Annotated in this window: 13 protein-coding genes; 6 read left to right on the plus strand and 7 right to left on the minus strand. The window is 47.5% G+C overall.

Going from position 1 to position 13,521, the window contains the following annotated elements; genetic code table 11:
- Nucleotides 1-501: 501 nt before the first annotated feature.
- Nucleotides 502-1,077, minus strand: coding sequence for a ribonuclease H-like YkuK family protein (locus ACTHRH_RS08565; protein WP_144941714.1), 576 nt, complete (start codon nt 1,075-1,077; stop codon nt 502-504).
- 1,477 nt (nt 1,078-2,554) lie between these two features.
- Between ACTHRH_RS08565 and ACTHRH_RS08570 the strand changes: the two genes are divergently transcribed.
- Together ACTHRH_RS08570 and ACTHRH_RS08575 are read left to right on the plus strand one after the other, a co-directional pair.
- On the plus strand, nt 2,555-3,832 hold the full coding sequence (locus tag ACTHRH_RS08570) for a hypothetical protein (protein WP_440415044.1): 1,278 nt from the start codon (nt 2,555-2,557) through the stop codon (nt 3,830-3,832).
- Nucleotides 3,833-3,843: 11 nt separating this feature from the next.
- The gene (locus ACTHRH_RS08575) at nt 3,844-4,359 is read left to right on the plus strand and encodes a hypothetical protein (protein ID WP_440415046.1); all 516 of its coding nucleotides are present in this window, start codon (nt 3,844-3,846) and stop codon (nt 4,357-4,359) included.
- A 294-nt stretch (nt 4,360-4,653) separates the two neighbouring features.
- Here the strand turns inward: ACTHRH_RS08575 and ACTHRH_RS08580 are convergent, their stop codons facing one another.
- Both ACTHRH_RS08580 and ACTHRH_RS08585 read right to left on the minus strand, forming a co-directional pair.
- Nucleotides 4,654-5,046 (minus strand): hypothetical protein, encoded by a 393-nt coding sequence (locus tag ACTHRH_RS08580; RefSeq protein ID WP_150960097.1) that lies wholly within the window; start codon nt 5,044-5,046, stop codon nt 4,654-4,656.
- A gap of 69 nt (nt 5,047-5,115) precedes the next feature.
- Nucleotides 5,116-6,003 (minus strand): DUF6220 domain-containing protein, encoded by an 888-nt coding sequence (locus ACTHRH_RS08585; RefSeq protein WP_440415048.1) that lies wholly within the window; start codon nt 6,001-6,003, stop codon nt 5,116-5,118.
- 234 nt (nt 6,004-6,237) lie between these two features.
- Here ACTHRH_RS08585 and ACTHRH_RS08590 point away from each other — a divergent pair, with 234 nt between their 5' ends.
- The 3 genes from ACTHRH_RS08590 to ACTHRH_RS08600 all read left to right on the plus strand — a co-directional run bounded on the left by ACTHRH_RS08590 (nt 6,238) and on the right by ACTHRH_RS08600 (nt 9,689).
- Nucleotides 6,238-6,924, plus strand: coding sequence for a response regulator (locus ACTHRH_RS08590; RefSeq protein WP_144934977.1), 687 nt, complete (start codon nt 6,238-6,240; stop codon nt 6,922-6,924).
- Nucleotides 6,921-8,288: a sensor histidine kinase gene (locus tag ACTHRH_RS08595; protein ID WP_440415051.1), complete on the plus strand. Its 1,368-nt coding sequence runs from the start codon at nt 6,921-6,923 to the stop codon at nt 8,286-8,288. The genes ACTHRH_RS08590 and ACTHRH_RS08595 overlap by 4 nt, the downstream gene beginning before the upstream one ends.
- Before the next feature lie 264 nt (nt 8,289-8,552).
- Nucleotides 8,553-9,689 carry an acyltransferase family protein gene (locus tag ACTHRH_RS08600; protein WP_379290733.1) on the plus strand — a complete coding sequence of 379 codons (1,137 nt, stop codon included), beginning with the start codon at nt 8,553-8,555 and terminating at the stop codon, nt 9,687-9,689.
- 223 nt (nt 9,690-9,912) lie between these two features.
- Here the strand turns inward: ACTHRH_RS08600 and ACTHRH_RS08605 are convergent, their stop codons facing one another.
- From ACTHRH_RS08605 to ACTHRH_RS08620, 4 genes are all read right to left on the minus strand, one after another.
- Nucleotides 9,913-10,647 carry a class I SAM-dependent methyltransferase gene (locus tag ACTHRH_RS08605; RefSeq protein WP_150960100.1) on the minus strand — a complete coding sequence of 245 codons (735 nt, stop codon included), beginning with the start codon at nt 10,645-10,647 and terminating at the stop codon, nt 9,913-9,915.
- Nucleotides 10,648-10,725: 78 nt separating this feature from the next.
- A complete protein-coding gene (locus tag ACTHRH_RS08610; protein WP_440415054.1) occupies nt 10,726-11,229 on the minus strand; it encodes an NUDIX domain-containing protein in 504 nt (167 codons plus the stop codon).
- Between the two features lie 14 nt (nt 11,230-11,243).
- A complete protein-coding gene (locus ACTHRH_RS08615) occupies nt 11,244-11,675 on the minus strand; it encodes an N-acetyltransferase family protein (protein WP_440415056.1) in 432 nt (143 codons plus the stop codon).
- Between the two features lie 74 nt (nt 11,676-11,749).
- Nucleotides 11,750-12,280, minus strand: coding sequence for a DUF402 domain-containing protein (locus tag ACTHRH_RS08620; RefSeq protein WP_150960103.1), 531 nt, complete (start codon nt 12,278-12,280; stop codon nt 11,750-11,752).
- A gap of 297 nt (nt 12,281-12,577) precedes the next feature.
- On the opposite strand from ACTHRH_RS08620, the gene ACTHRH_RS08625 reads away from it, so the two are divergent.
- On the plus strand, nt 12,578-13,417 hold the full coding sequence (locus tag ACTHRH_RS08625) for a polysaccharide deacetylase family protein (RefSeq protein ID WP_440415058.1): 840 nt from the start codon (nt 12,578-12,580) through the stop codon (nt 13,415-13,417).
- Nucleotides 13,418-13,521 lie beyond the last annotated feature (104 nt).

Raw genomic sequence — 13,521 nt, forward strand, 5'->3', positions numbered from 1 at the left:
CGCACCTTTGTTTCCAATCTCGCAGCCAGCGCTTTAAGCGCCCTTTGTCATGCTCGGATTTCACGAATGACATTACCCATTTGACTTCCAACAATACTTTTATTGGTTTGAATAAAAAAGACCACGGGCTCCAATGCCTGCGGTCTTGCCAAGTAAAGTAACTGTCTACTTACATTGTTTCGATTACAGGCCCGTTTAAGGCCGCCGGGGACCCGGAAATAAAAAAAGACCATGGCTCTATCGTCCATGATCCGGTATAAGCATACTTTAAATCAGGGTGGAGCTTCCCGGACTGGTATAGCTTCTATGCACCGGAGAGGCCGATAAGAGAAACAAGCGTATCATATGCGGTTGTCAAATGATCGAGTTGACCTGTCATCTTCATCGGCCTCCTTTCTAATAAATGGTATATTCATCTTAACCGCAGGCAGCCGTCCCGTCAACAGCCCTCCTGCGGACAGTTTAGTTATAATCATTTACTACCTGCTGCCACCGAAGCAGCTACATCACCTTGCGGGAAGGATTTTTCGTGTAGCGGTTGGCATATGACGAAGCCACTACAGATTCCGGCTTCACCCGAGCCCGATAAATGCCCATGGCCTCCACCCGCTCGACCATCTCTTGGACGTAGAGAGACGTTTTATTGACAATAGGCCTCGTCCCGGCATCAATGTCGATGAATGATTGCAGTGATGCTCCTTGATAAACATAAGGGAGAAGCACTTCTTCCATTTGGTGCACCGCATCTCCCGCGAAATAAGAAGCCACCTCCTGGGAAAGCGATGTCTCCATAGACAGCTTTTCCTTCACGGAAGTCATTTCTCTGGGTACGATAACCTGCCGATAGCAGGCCCAAGCGCCCTTGCCTGGCCGATGGATGACGATGCCGGTCACAAATTTCGTATAACCGCGATAGACCTGGCTGTCAGAACCGATAACAAAATGATATAGAGATGCGGGATCTTGAGCCATAAAACGCAAAATGCGCTGCAGCACATCATCAATGGAAAGCCTGCTTTCCGTCACATTCTGGAATTTCAGTTCACCTTGCACGGGAATTCGTTGGTTTAATGTCATAGTCGTCACCAGTACAATGTACTTCCATCCTTTCGTTCGTTTGCGGAGCATTCCCCATTCCGCTCCTGTGCATATTATTCCTGTCTTTCTTTTACACTATCCGAATGGCCGCTATTTCCGATTACTTTCAGACTATTCAGTTATTTCTCGACAGGGTTGGACGGATAGGGACGGGAATCACCCGTTCGTCTGCCAGTCGCCGTAAGAAGCAGCAACATCTATGACTTGACCTATCCATGATTTAGTGAAAAAAGCTGCATTGTACAGAAAAACCAATAGAAAAAGGCTGCGAAATACGCAGCCCATGTATAGATACCGAAAAAACTCCTTAAGAAGAAGTCGCGTCTGTACCAAGCAGACGCTGTATCGGCACAGGAAAGCGGCGCATAACGCAATATGGGGTACAGGAAAGCGCATGAAGCTCCCATTGGCAGAAAAAATGAGTATATTTCTCTTGCTGGATCATGGTCCTATACCTCCTTGTTCTCAAATGGATGAGTTTTGCATGAAACATCGTAACACGCGATTCCAAAAGCTGTCAACCCTTCTTGTTTTTACTTAACGAAATCTTTAAGAGGACGACCCGCCTTTCAACACCTCGTCCACCCAACGGTAACCCCTCTCTAAATCCGCATCGCTGATCAAGTCCGATCTATGCTCAAATTGAATTTTGACCGTCTTGTTTTCCATTAAAAAGGCAGGCCTCTATCCCGTAGAAGCCATCCTTATAATCGCGAAGGTACTTGTTGTAGTCAAATCCTCCATACTGGCCAATCATAAAATGATTCATTGTCTTCCCCTTTCTCCTGCTGCAGCTTGTCAGGTTAAAAAATTTCTTTAGTTCTCCAACCTGATACTTCATTCCGTCTGCATCTATTCGAATGACCTCGGGAACATAATTAACAGGTGCCTCCAAAAGGAAAAAGGACTACACTTCTTCAAGTCCGGCTCGCAAGTCCCTAATAAATTGTTCCGCAAACTGCTGCATTTCATCGTAAACGATCTGTGCAAAAGCTTCTAATTCGTTCCTCATCCAAGTAAATAAATCCATGAAAGTAGCAGGCGTATTTGATTAAATCATGGTCAGTAATTTCCGGATAAAATTTTAATAATTGGTTAGCGGACCGGATCATTCTGTCGATATGGGTTAAATCGTGCATAATATCTTTCTTCTCATAATAAGGTTTGACAAAATGTATCAGACGGTTGTAATCGATCATCCTAATCAGATCCTTTTCCTGAATTTGCAAAAGGGAATAATTCCCATTTCGATTCTATAGTAGTGAATATACCATATAATTCCTGATTCCAAAATGATTCTCATACGAATATACCTCGAAAAAATACAGTTAGATCGTCGGCAAACCTAATAGCTTAAAATAACGATAATATGTCTTTAAATTGACGGCTTGTCTTCCAAGTAATACACTCAAACCAAAATACAACTCATATACAAGTACTAAAGGAGGTGTCACCATTGAACGATATAACGAAAGCGCAGTACGAATATGTTGCGCAGCCCTGTAGGAACTTCAACATTCTGGGGCATACCTCAATAATCGATCCATGGGACGGCAGAGAAAAGTATGTTCTTTCGAACTTTGCTTTGGGGGCTACCGGAACTATTGTTTTTATCGATGTTTTGACGGGTGACGGGGAATCGTTTGTTTTGCCTGAAGGCAACGGGGCATGGGGCATTGTAAATTGGCATGATGAGAAGCTTGTGATCGGTACCTGCGTGGACCAAGCTTATTTGCACGTCTTTGATTTAAAAACAAGGCATTGGGCTGAACCGCTGCCGTCCGTCGGAGAATCGTATTTCTGGCAGCTGACAATCGGCTCCGACGACAAAGTATACGGTGGTACTTATCCCGGATGTTCCTTGATGCAGTACGACCCGGCTGCCCATACGTTGGTTAACCTTGGCAGAGTATCCGATAACGCGAAAAACTTGTATACTCGTCCCGTTTACGGTCAAGCACCGGGCTATATCATCGTGAACTTCGGATTTGATACGAATGGGTTGAAAGCCTATCATATCGACAGCGGGACTTTTCTGCCATTTAGTACGCCAGGTGCAGCCGTTAGGGAAATTAACGAGAAGTTCATTTGTACGGAAGATAATGGAGTCTTAGCATTTTATGATCCAAAGTCGTTGTTGCCGATCGAAGACAATGGTTATACAGAACAGCTCAAACCGAAGGCCGTCACTTTGCCGAACGGGCAGAAGATTCCCTTTATCCCGTGGAACAATAACAGATTGGCCGGCTTCAGGGGACAGGATTATTTCATCATCGATGCCCCGCCTTCCAAATCCGATTATGAAAAGCCGCTTGACATTAAGTTAAAGCCTATTCCTGTTGAGGCTCCAGAGACGGAAGTGTTTGCGCTTGCGCCCGACAACGGGGGCCATATTTGGGGAGCCAGCGGCTTCGGCCAGACCATCTTTCGCTTCAATCCGACAACGGGGGAGTACTGGAATTCCTCTTCGGTATGCAACCATGGAGGCGAGGTGTACGGCATGGTGTTCGTTGGCGAACGTCTATTCATGACCTCATACGTCGGAGGGGATCATATCGTTTACGATCCGAACCAGCCCTGGGACCAATTAAACAATGTCAATCCCAAGTCGCTGCAATCGGTAGGACCGGATTTGATACGGCCGCACGGTCGAAGTGTCAGAGGTCCTGACGTGGCATTTGGACGGGCTGGTGGGCCAAATACGGGATATACGGCGGTGGACTTTCGCGGATAGATCCCGAAACAATGGAGGTCGATAGCTGGTACGACCCGATTCCCGGGCAGGCGATCTCCGGTTTGGCAGCGGACGGCAATTATATTTATTTTACGACAAATGGCCATGCCAACGGACTGGAAGCCCGCCGCGACATATGCTGTCATCTTGCGATATGGAAGCCGGGCTCGGGACTGATTCATACCGAGAAGCTGTCTCAAGGCGATGAACCGAATTCCGGCTTGTGCGCGATTAACGGCAGGGTTGCTGCAAGTATCGGCGGACAAATCCGAATTTACGATACGGACCTTCGCAAATTTGTTCTAGACATACCGGTTTCCGAAGAGTGCGAGTGGATTATAAAATTGGATGATCGGAAGGTCGGCGCCTTCTGCGGAACAACGTTATATGAAATCGATCTGCTAAGCGGGAAATCGTCCGTCCTGTCCGAACTGCCTGGCAAAATCCGGGCAGCGACGATTACAGATGCCGGCGATATCTACTTCTCTGTCCAAACGACTCTGTATGTATTGAAACATTCGATTTAAGTGTTAATATCAATTGTTCTGATGCCCTTGGATCATCATTAGACATTAGGATATAATCTAAAAACCAAAAAACGGAAAGAAGCGGGAAACCCTACATTTCCGTTTTTATATGAAGCAGCCTCATCTTCGTTCAATTGCGCCGCTAACTGTGCTCAAACGTCTTCAGGGCATTCTAGAACTACCTGTAGCCATGGGGAGGAGCTTGATCCAGTCTCTTCCCCCCTTCCCGGTTTCAAGATTGACAACGGGCTTGAAAAAAGGGGACTCCAATTCCCTCATTCTCCAATACATGCCTTACATTTGACGCGCACGCTGCAATGCCGAAGCCAACAGCCCGGCAAGGAGTCCCCAGAAGGCATTGGTGACCAGAACGCTGATCACGGCGAACGGGTTCGATAAGGGGCCTTGCAGTTGACCTGTAAGGACTGGAGACAGAATGGCGCTAATGAGAATCGCGAACACTCCATAGGTTATCCCGGTTAACAGCAATACGACCAGTGGCTGCCTGACACGCGTAAAGACAACTACCGAAATCCAAATAAGGGTAATAACGATAGTCACTACAATGCTGGCGGTAGGCTGGCCTATTCGTTCCAGCAACCCCAGCATACTCATGATCGGCCTTATGAGTGCCAAAGCCCCCATAGCGAGAATAAGCAGCCATGGCTTGCGGTATGAGTTTTTCATAATTTCACCTGCTCCTTGCGTTTATTTATACATTTCAACAAGAATTTAATGTTGTTCCCTTTTCCAGACTCATTGTGATTCCTTACGTTTAGCCCGACCGAAGATGATTCGCTTGGCCTGAATCGCCACATGAAGGGCTAACCAAAACATCGCGGCGGCGATCACCGTATGAAATGCTCCGGCCCCGGTAAAATTGGCGGTAAAGAACTGGCCAAAGATCATCACAAATAGAGCAGCGCTCATCCAGCGCAATGAATGGGGCAGACGGCCGGCAAAAGAGAAAATGAGCATCAAAAGCGGAATAAACTCAAATAAGTGAACAAACACTATATGATTATGCCAGTAGGACGGAGAAGTAAAGACGGCCATCCCGGCGATGAAAATCTGGATCACGACACAGGCAGCCAATAGCCAGGCCAAGCCCAGAAAAAGGAATCTCGATATTTTGCCACGATGTTCATTTGATTTCGTTTCAACAGACATTAGTAACAATCCTCCTCCTGTAGTGTGCGGCAATGAGCGAATGGGAGACCGTATCCGGTGCAGTCCTGAGTAGCCTGCATATAACAGTGCCATGGCTGCCGTTCCGATCAATGGCGGCCAGAAGGTTAACCAAGAAACAGGGAGCATCCCTCCCAAAGCCATCAGATTAATGCTTATCCCGATACAAAATCCGCTTGGCGTTCCCGTTATGACAGACAGTTCCCTGAATATGACCGGAAGCATAACCAGCAGCGCGAGATAAGTACACCCGGTCCAGACCAAAGGCAGCACTTCTTCCTTTACTAACAATTGCCCGCAGACCATCACAGCGGAACTGGTGGCCAGGATTAACAAGCTGGTGCATATACTGGTCTGCCACTGCCTCAAGGAACCATATCCTTGAACTCTCTGGTCCAATTGGATTTGCAGTGCGAAACAGCCGCCAAGAAATACATTCAATACCCACACCAGCACAAATACCCCTCCCCTTTCCAACCTGGCCCTCCGACTTTGATGGTGAAGTTTAAGGCTTTTGGTTTGTAGCCGCCGCTTTTTCACTCCTGAATATGGTTTTTATCTTACCAGCACAATGTTGTGAACTTGTGACGAACCTTTACGGGTTTGATGAAATTTGACAAATCTCCCCTAAATGTATAAACGACCTAGTATAATGACAATAAAATATGGTGGAATAGGAAGTTGAACGGAATGTCATACAAGCTGCTGCTGGTGGACGACGAGGAAAAGGTTCTGGAATTTGTGGAGCCCTTCTTACGGGAGGAGGGGTTTACCATCGTGACGGCAAGAACAGGAAAGGAAGCGATTCATAAAGCCCGGGAAATGCAGCCTTCCTTAGTCGTGCTGGACTGGATGCTTCCGGAGATGAGCGGTCTCGAGGTTTGCCGCGAGCTGTGCAAAATGGGGCCGATGGGAATTATTATGGTTACAGCGAGAACGGAGGAAACCGATAAAATCATCGGGCTGGAGGTCGGAGCGGATGATTATATGACAAAGCCATTTTCCTTACGGGAGCTGGCTGCCCGGATTCGATCCGTCCTGCGGAGAATCGGCGGGCCCGAAATTCCGATGCAGACTCTGGATTATATGGATCTGATGATCTCCGAAGCCCAGTGCCGCGTATGGAAACGGGGGAAGGAGATCTCGCTGACTCCTACCGAATTCAAGCTTCTGCTGACGATCGCGGCGAAGCCGGGAATTGTATACAGCCGCCTTCAATTACTGCAAGCGGCGCTGGAGGACGATATTCTGAACGACGAACGAACCGTGGATGCTCATATCAGCCGTATCCGCAAAAAAATCGAGGATGACCCTTCACATCCTGTATACATTCATACGGTATATGGATTCGGGTATCGGTTCGGTGACCGGTCATGAAGGTCAGCCGCAAGTTATTTCTCGCTATGGCTTCCTTTATCGTCGCCATGAGTGCCGTCTTCGTTCTGGTGACGCATCTGGTCGTTCAGAAATCCACAGAAGCGGCGGTGGCGGCTACCCGGGGCGAGGAAATAGAATCGTTGGCCGAGCCGCTTGTCCGTTATTACCAAAACCACGGTCATTCCTGGGAAGGCGTTCGGCAGCTTGATTTCAACGAGTGGAGCCAAGCCCATAAAGCCAGCTTTCTTGTGCTCTCTACCGATAATAATGTGCTGCTGCGGGGAGGGGACGAAACCGATCCGCTGATCAAGAGACTGGGGATCACCAAGCCTGTTCGTCTGAACGGACAAACGATTGCCGTATTATATTATTACGACCCGCAGGTCGCCTATTTATCCAAAATGCGAATCGGCATTCCGATTTCCGTACTCTTTCTACTCACTGTTAGCGCCATCCTGTTTATCATTATTTCACTTGGGGTAGCTTATTGGCTCTCTAGGCGTTTAACTGCGCCCCTCAATCAATTAATACCGGCCATTGACCGTCTGGGGAGGGGGGAATTCGGCATACAAGCACCTGTTACCACCAAGGATGAATACGGGAAAGTGGCGCAGGCCTTCAACGACATGTCCCGGATGATTCAAAACGCCGAAGACGTCCGTCGCAGTCTCGTGGCCGATGTAGCCCACGAATTGAGAACACCGATTACAATCATTCGCGGCAAACTCGATCTGGCCCAGCAGAGCGGCCAACCGATGGATCAGGAAAGCTTGCTGTCCCTGCAGGATGAGCTGATTCGCCTCACTCGATTGGTGGATGACCTGCATTTGCTTTCATTGGCTGAAGCCAGGAAACTGCCGATGGAGCGTAAAGTAACGAGTCTGCCCACCCTCTTGAATCGGATTGTCGATCATGTGACTCCCGATGCCGATCAGAAATCGATCCGGATCTGTTTGTCGGGCGAGAGCGATGTCCCTGCTGTTGAGGTCGATCCTAACCGGATTACCCAAGTTTTGCTCAATCTGATTGTGAACGCCATCCATTATACGCCTCAGGGAGGCTCAATCACGATCGGGATCGGACAAGAAACCATCGAAGGCAGTACGTCTGGAAATCTTCGCATCACCGTGACAGACACCGGACCGGGAATCCAACCGGAGCATCTGCCCCATCTCTTCGACCGGTTTTACCGGACGGATGAAGCACGCGCCCGGATAAGCGGCGGAATGGGACTCGGGCTTGCCATTGCCAAAGGATTCGTGACTGCACACGAAGGGACTATAGACGTGGAAAGCATTCCTGGAAAAGGAACCACCTTCATTGTCCGATTGCCGATAACCCGGGAACGCTATTATAAACCCTGACTCCATTTTCCTTCGCGAAAAGCCGTTCATTTTAAAATGCTTACATTTATTATGCTCTTGTCTTATAGAAGAGCTAAGGAATTAAGTTCCAATTTGTGATATGCTTAACTCGACTTAGATCGTTAAAGAGGCCAGTGAACTCGCTAAGCAAGGCTGAAAGAAGTCTCTGCTCGCAGATTCAGCTTCCTTCTATAGAAGCGGGGATTTCATCAATTAGAAATTATCGGATAAACAGCGGTCATGAACATGTAACAGGGGGGAGCTATGGTGGGAAATTCACGTTTGTTTTATGTCGATCATCTAAGAGTCCTTCTTACGGTTCTAGTTATCTTTCATCATACGGCGATTACTTATGGAGGAGAAGGCTCATGGTATTACATTGAATCTACAGAAACCGAGCTTACGCCGACTAAAGGGCTGTTGTCATTGTTCACCGGAGTGAACCAGGCTTTCTTCATGGGCTTTTTCTTCCTGATTTCGGGCTATTTCACTCCCCGTTCCTATGATCGAAAGGGAGCCTTACCGTTTCTGAAGGACCGGTTCATTCGGCTAGGTATTCCTCTTGCTGTCTACGTTTTTCTGATCGGTCCTTCCTTGATTTATGCAATGAAGCCGGAGGGGAAAGAACCGTTCTGGAGCTTCTATTCAAACGAAATTTTATCGTTCCGCATCATAAATTGGGGGCCGCTCTGGTTCGTGGAAGCCTTGCTCTATATGGCCATTGCTTATGTTTTGTTCCGCAAGTGGGATAACAGGAGGATAGAAGTCTCCGACGCTTCGCAAGCAGCGGCATTTCCCTCCCATCGGACCATATTCCTATCCGGGCTTCTCATCGGCTCCGCATCGTTCTTGATTCGGCTGGTGATGCCGACGGGTAAGGAAATTCTTGGCTTACAGCTCGGTTATTTCGCTTCGTATATCTTTCTGTTTATTGTAGGCATTCTCGCATTCCACCGAAATTGGTTTCAATTGCTTCCGGTCCAAACCGCCCGTACTTGGCTAATAGTTTCCCTCTGTACCCTTCCGGCTCTTCCCATTTCGGCAGTATTCGGCGATGTGTTGGGGCAGCCAGATGCTTCCATCAACGGTGGGCTAAGCTGGTTAGCGTTCATATACGCATTCTGGGAGCCGTTTGTTGCTTTCGGCATTATTATGTATCTTCTCGTTTGGTTCCGGGACCGTTTCAACACATCCGGCCTTATGTGGCAACGTCTGGCGGCTTCCGCCTATACCGTCTATATCATTCACCCGCCTATCGTCGTCGCAATATGTTATATGTTGCGCGGAGCCGCTTTCCCGAACATCCTGAAATTTATCCTTGCCGGTTTGGCGGCCACGGCATGTTGTTTCGCCATTGCAAGTCTGCTGCGCAAGATTCCATTCGCCGACCGGGTGCTTTAAATGCTGACTTGGGCGAGCATAAATTCCTGCGATAATACAGTTTTTTAGAGCGAATGACGTCGGGAAGAAAAGCCTGCGAAAATACACGAATTCTCGTTCCCAACAGCCAAACCGGCGCTTTAACAAACAAGAAAGATGTACTTTTGCAGGCTTTACCTTACCGCTATCGGCTATTGATTACGCTTCATGGACTAATACCCTTCAATTTTAATCGGTCAGATTTCTAGTTTCGGACTGCGGCGATGAGCAGGAACATAGGCCGGCGGGTTTCATCCCGCATTTCGGGAATCTGCGCCTGCAATTCAACGGTCGGTTGAGGCTCGGACAGCTTCGAAATACTGAATCCCGATTCTGTTAACGCATTCACATAGGTAGCGACAGTCCGGTGATATTTAACCACGTCATGTTCTAGAAAATGAGTCTGCCGCAATCCTTCCTTCTGATAATCGTCCACCGGCCAATGCAGCCGCTCGCCTTGCGGGCCGTAATACCAATCCTGGGCGGCCAGCGCGGTAAAAATCGGATGTTCAACCGATAGAACGAAAGCTCCCCCTGATACAAGACAATGATGGACCTTCCGGCAGACGATGTCGAAACGCTCAACATAATGGAGAGCAAGCGAGCTTATAACTACATCGAATTCCTCTGCAGGGAAGTCGATGTCTTCTATGGCAAGCCGGCGATATTCGATCGCCGAATCATTCGTATCTTCTCTGGCGCGTGCCAGCATTTTCTCGGAGAGATCTATTCCCACCACCGACCGTGCAAGCTCTTCTCGTGCATATCTACAGTGCCAGCCGAAGCCGCAGCCCAGATCCAGCACACGTTTATCGCGCAGTTCAGGAAGCAGCGCACGGAAGGCATGCCATTCTCCCGCAGCCTTAAGCCCGCCAATTGAACGAGGCATTCGGCTGTATTTTTCGTAGAATTCAAGTTCGTCATATATGTTCTGTTTCACTATTTCCATCTCCGCTTGGGTATTGTTTTCAAATTATCACATACGACATACAAACCGTTTATTTGGAGGTAATTAGGATCATACCTTCACCGGATCAATGAGTTCAGTCCAATTCATATGGGGATTACCATCTGAATTGACAGTCATTACTCCAACATAGGATTTCATCGTTTCTCGACCAATCTCAAAGTAATGCTCAAACATTGTTTGAATACTCCACGGCATTTCCAGAGTATTAATCACATCTCTCCGGATCCAGTGTAAATCACCTTCGACTGTATCCATCACTTCTTCTTTATACGTCTTTCCAAAATAAACAAACTGCTCTCTAATCTCCGTGCCTTTCAGGCGTATTAAAATGTACCTTAACTTGAGGTCTGTTAATTCCTCTTTTACAATTCCGGTTTCCTCATAAATCTCTCGGATACAGGCTTGTTCGGGATTATTAATCTCCTCGGGCTCCAGGTGACCGCCTACTCCTGTCCATAACCCTGGGGCAATTTTTCTATTCGCGGCCCGTTTCAGCATCAGAATTCTGCCATCGTTAAAGAGAAATGCCGTGGACATCAGTCGTGTATTCATTTAGTGCTCCTTCCTCAGCCTAATATTTCTTTTTCGAAAACCAGTTCATCCTGAAGCTTGTAACCGGATTTTTCATAGGTTCTTATCCCTGCCCGATTGTTATTTCCCGTCAGAACCTTGATATTCGTCACTCCAAGACGGATAAGCTCCTCCTCCAGAAACCGGATCAATAAAGTGGCCAGCCCTTTCCCCCGTGCCTCTTCCTCTACGTACAATTCAGTAATCTCCCCCACAAGCTCGGAGTAACAAAACGATTTAAAAAATTGGGCACAAGCAAATCCTGCCGGCGTCTCATCGAGCACGGCAATGGCCACTAATTCATTTGAATTTTGCAAACTTTGCTCAACTTCCGAAGCGGATACTCCCACTCCATTAAACTTGTTATTTAAACGGACCAGCGCACCGGAATCCTCCGCCGACGCCCATCGTACATACATGTTATTCATTGTCCGATCATTCCTCCCCCGAATACGGATTTTCGGATTTACGCTCTCTGAAATAAGAAGGCCATACGTCTGATTCACCAAGCCTTCATATATCTGTCGGTATTATTCAGTAATACGTTCTCTCCGCGTTCAACGCTCATTCGAAGGTTCTCGAGTTCATCTACCGCCAACTGGTAATCGTTCCTATCTATTGCTCCTTCTTCCAATGCTGCGTCCAGTTCGTCTTCATCCAGTATGTAATATTCTTCATTCGGCAATACGACCAAATCCAAGTACAAATCCTCAATGACCGGTATTCCTTCATCCGTCAGCTTGATCGATTTCACGATATCGAAATACCACTGCATCACTTTGTTTTGCTCGTTTATCATAGCCGTCAAGCTATGATGCTTATTGTTCGGAAAAAACATCAGCCAGAAATATCCATCATCCGCTATACAGATCTCTTGGCTGCCGTATTTCATTGTTAACGGCTCTTTGACCTCGTCCAGAAACAGCCACGAAATATATCCTTCAAAGCAATGATCCCGTACATACTTTTGGACATATCTTTTCTTGATAATCCGGGTCCAGTTCGGACGATCCGCGAATTTTAGTTTCATCATGCCTCCTTGTCCCGTTAAATGTCATTTTTCAGATAATAATGCGTGTGCCCGCCGGCGCTTTCATTTAAAATCGTTATTGGCATCTCCTTCCAGTTTACTGTATTCCCCCTGTTCCGGGATAGGACAGAATCAATATATTCTAACTTTTCTGGACAAGACGCCATGCAGATTTGCAGCGGACTCCCGTCTTGCATGATTATCCCAACTTCAGATTTGCGTTTTTTAACTCCGCATGCATACCTTGCCACGAATAACGAATCCTATGGGAAAAGCAATTAATCATTATAGGAGGTATGTATGAAAACACGTTGGTTATTTTTGCTTATTCTGACCCTTTTCGCAAACGGGTGCGCTTCACCGGATACAACAAGAACTCAACAAGCAGAGCCGCTGCAGCAGCCTGAACAACAAGTAAAACCTTTAACCCAAACACCTGATTTGGCGGATGGGCCGGAAAACGGTACCCGAGATCCCCGGCCTCTGTCCCTTGGCGATCTGCGTGCTAAATACAGAAGCACCTTCATTCTTAACGGCCCCTCATCCAAACGGGAAGTGGCTTTAACCTTTGATGACGCGCCCGATGACCGATTTACTCCGCAAGTGCTGGACGTTTTGAAGAAAGAAGGGGTTAAGGCAACCTTTTTTGTAGTGGGCAATCGGGTGGAGAAGCATCCGGATATTGTCCAACGCATGGTCGATGAAGGACATGTGATCGGGAACCATTCGTATGATCACGCGAACCTTCCAAAGCTGACCGATGATAAATTCCGTGAGCAAATCACGAGAACGGACAGCCTTATCCGTAATTTTACCGGCTATACGCCGAGCTTGCTCAGGCCCCCGTACGGAAACATCAACGAGGGACAAATTCAATGGCTGGCCAGCCAGCAGAAAAGAATCATCAATTGGAATGTCGATTCATTGGATTGGAAAGGATTAAGCGCAGAACAAGTGGAGACGAATATTCTTGCCCATGTGTTTCCGGGGTCCATCATCTTGCAGCATTCCGCAGGAGGAACCGGAGAGGACTTGACCGGAACCGTTAACGCCCTGCCCAGAATTATTGCGAAATTAAGGGAGGATGGGGTTAAGCTAGTGACCATACCCGAATTGTTAAACATTTCGGCTGGGCAATAAATCGTGGCGGCACAGCTCGCTGAAACCAAGAAAGCAACCATACCGGGTCAGTATGGTTGCTTTCTAATGGTTAGAGCCGATGTATAGCGGCTCTTTATTTCTGA

This window comes from Paenibacillus sp. SAFN-117, assembly GCF_051966115.1.
Classification (GTDB): Bacteria; Bacillota; Bacilli; order Paenibacillales; family NBRC-103111; genus Paenibacillus_L; species Paenibacillus_L residui.

What these genes read in the sequence shown, in the direction of transcription:
- ACTHRH_RS08610 (WP_440415054.1), bottom strand. Translation starts at nt 11,229, where the DNA reads ATGAATACACGACTGATGTCCACGGCATTTCTCTTTAACGATGGCAGA.
- ACTHRH_RS08625 (WP_440415058.1), top strand. Translation starts at nt 12,578, where the DNA reads ATGAAAACACGTTGGTTATTTTTGCTTATTCTGACCCTTTTCGCAAAC.
- ACTHRH_RS08565 (WP_144941714.1), bottom strand. Translation starts at nt 1,077, where the DNA reads ATGACATTAAACCAACGAATTCCCGTGCAAGGTGAACTGAAATTCCAG.
- ACTHRH_RS08620 (WP_150960103.1), bottom strand. Translation starts at nt 12,280, where the DNA reads ATGATGAAACTAAAATTCGCGGATCGTCCGAACTGGACCCGGATTATC.
- ACTHRH_RS08580 (WP_150960097.1), bottom strand. Translation starts at nt 5,046, where the DNA reads ATGAAAAACTCATACCGCAAGCCATGGCTGCTTATTCTCGCTATGGGG.
- ACTHRH_RS08595 (WP_440415051.1), top strand. Translation starts at nt 6,921, where the DNA reads ATGAAGGTCAGCCGCAAGTTATTTCTCGCTATGGCTTCCTTTATCGTC.
- ACTHRH_RS08615 (WP_440415056.1), bottom strand. Translation starts at nt 11,675, where the DNA reads ATGAATAACATGTATGTACGATGGGCGTCGGCGGAGGATTCCGGTGCG.
- ACTHRH_RS08575 (WP_440415046.1), top strand. Translation starts at nt 3,844, where the DNA reads ATGGAGGTCGATAGCTGGTACGACCCGATTCCCGGGCAGGCGATCTCC.
- ACTHRH_RS08590 (WP_144934977.1), top strand. Translation starts at nt 6,238, where the DNA reads ATGTCATACAAGCTGCTGCTGGTGGACGACGAGGAAAAGGTTCTGGAA.
- ACTHRH_RS08600 (WP_379290733.1), top strand. Translation starts at nt 8,553, where the DNA reads ATGGTGGGAAATTCACGTTTGTTTTATGTCGATCATCTAAGAGTCCTT.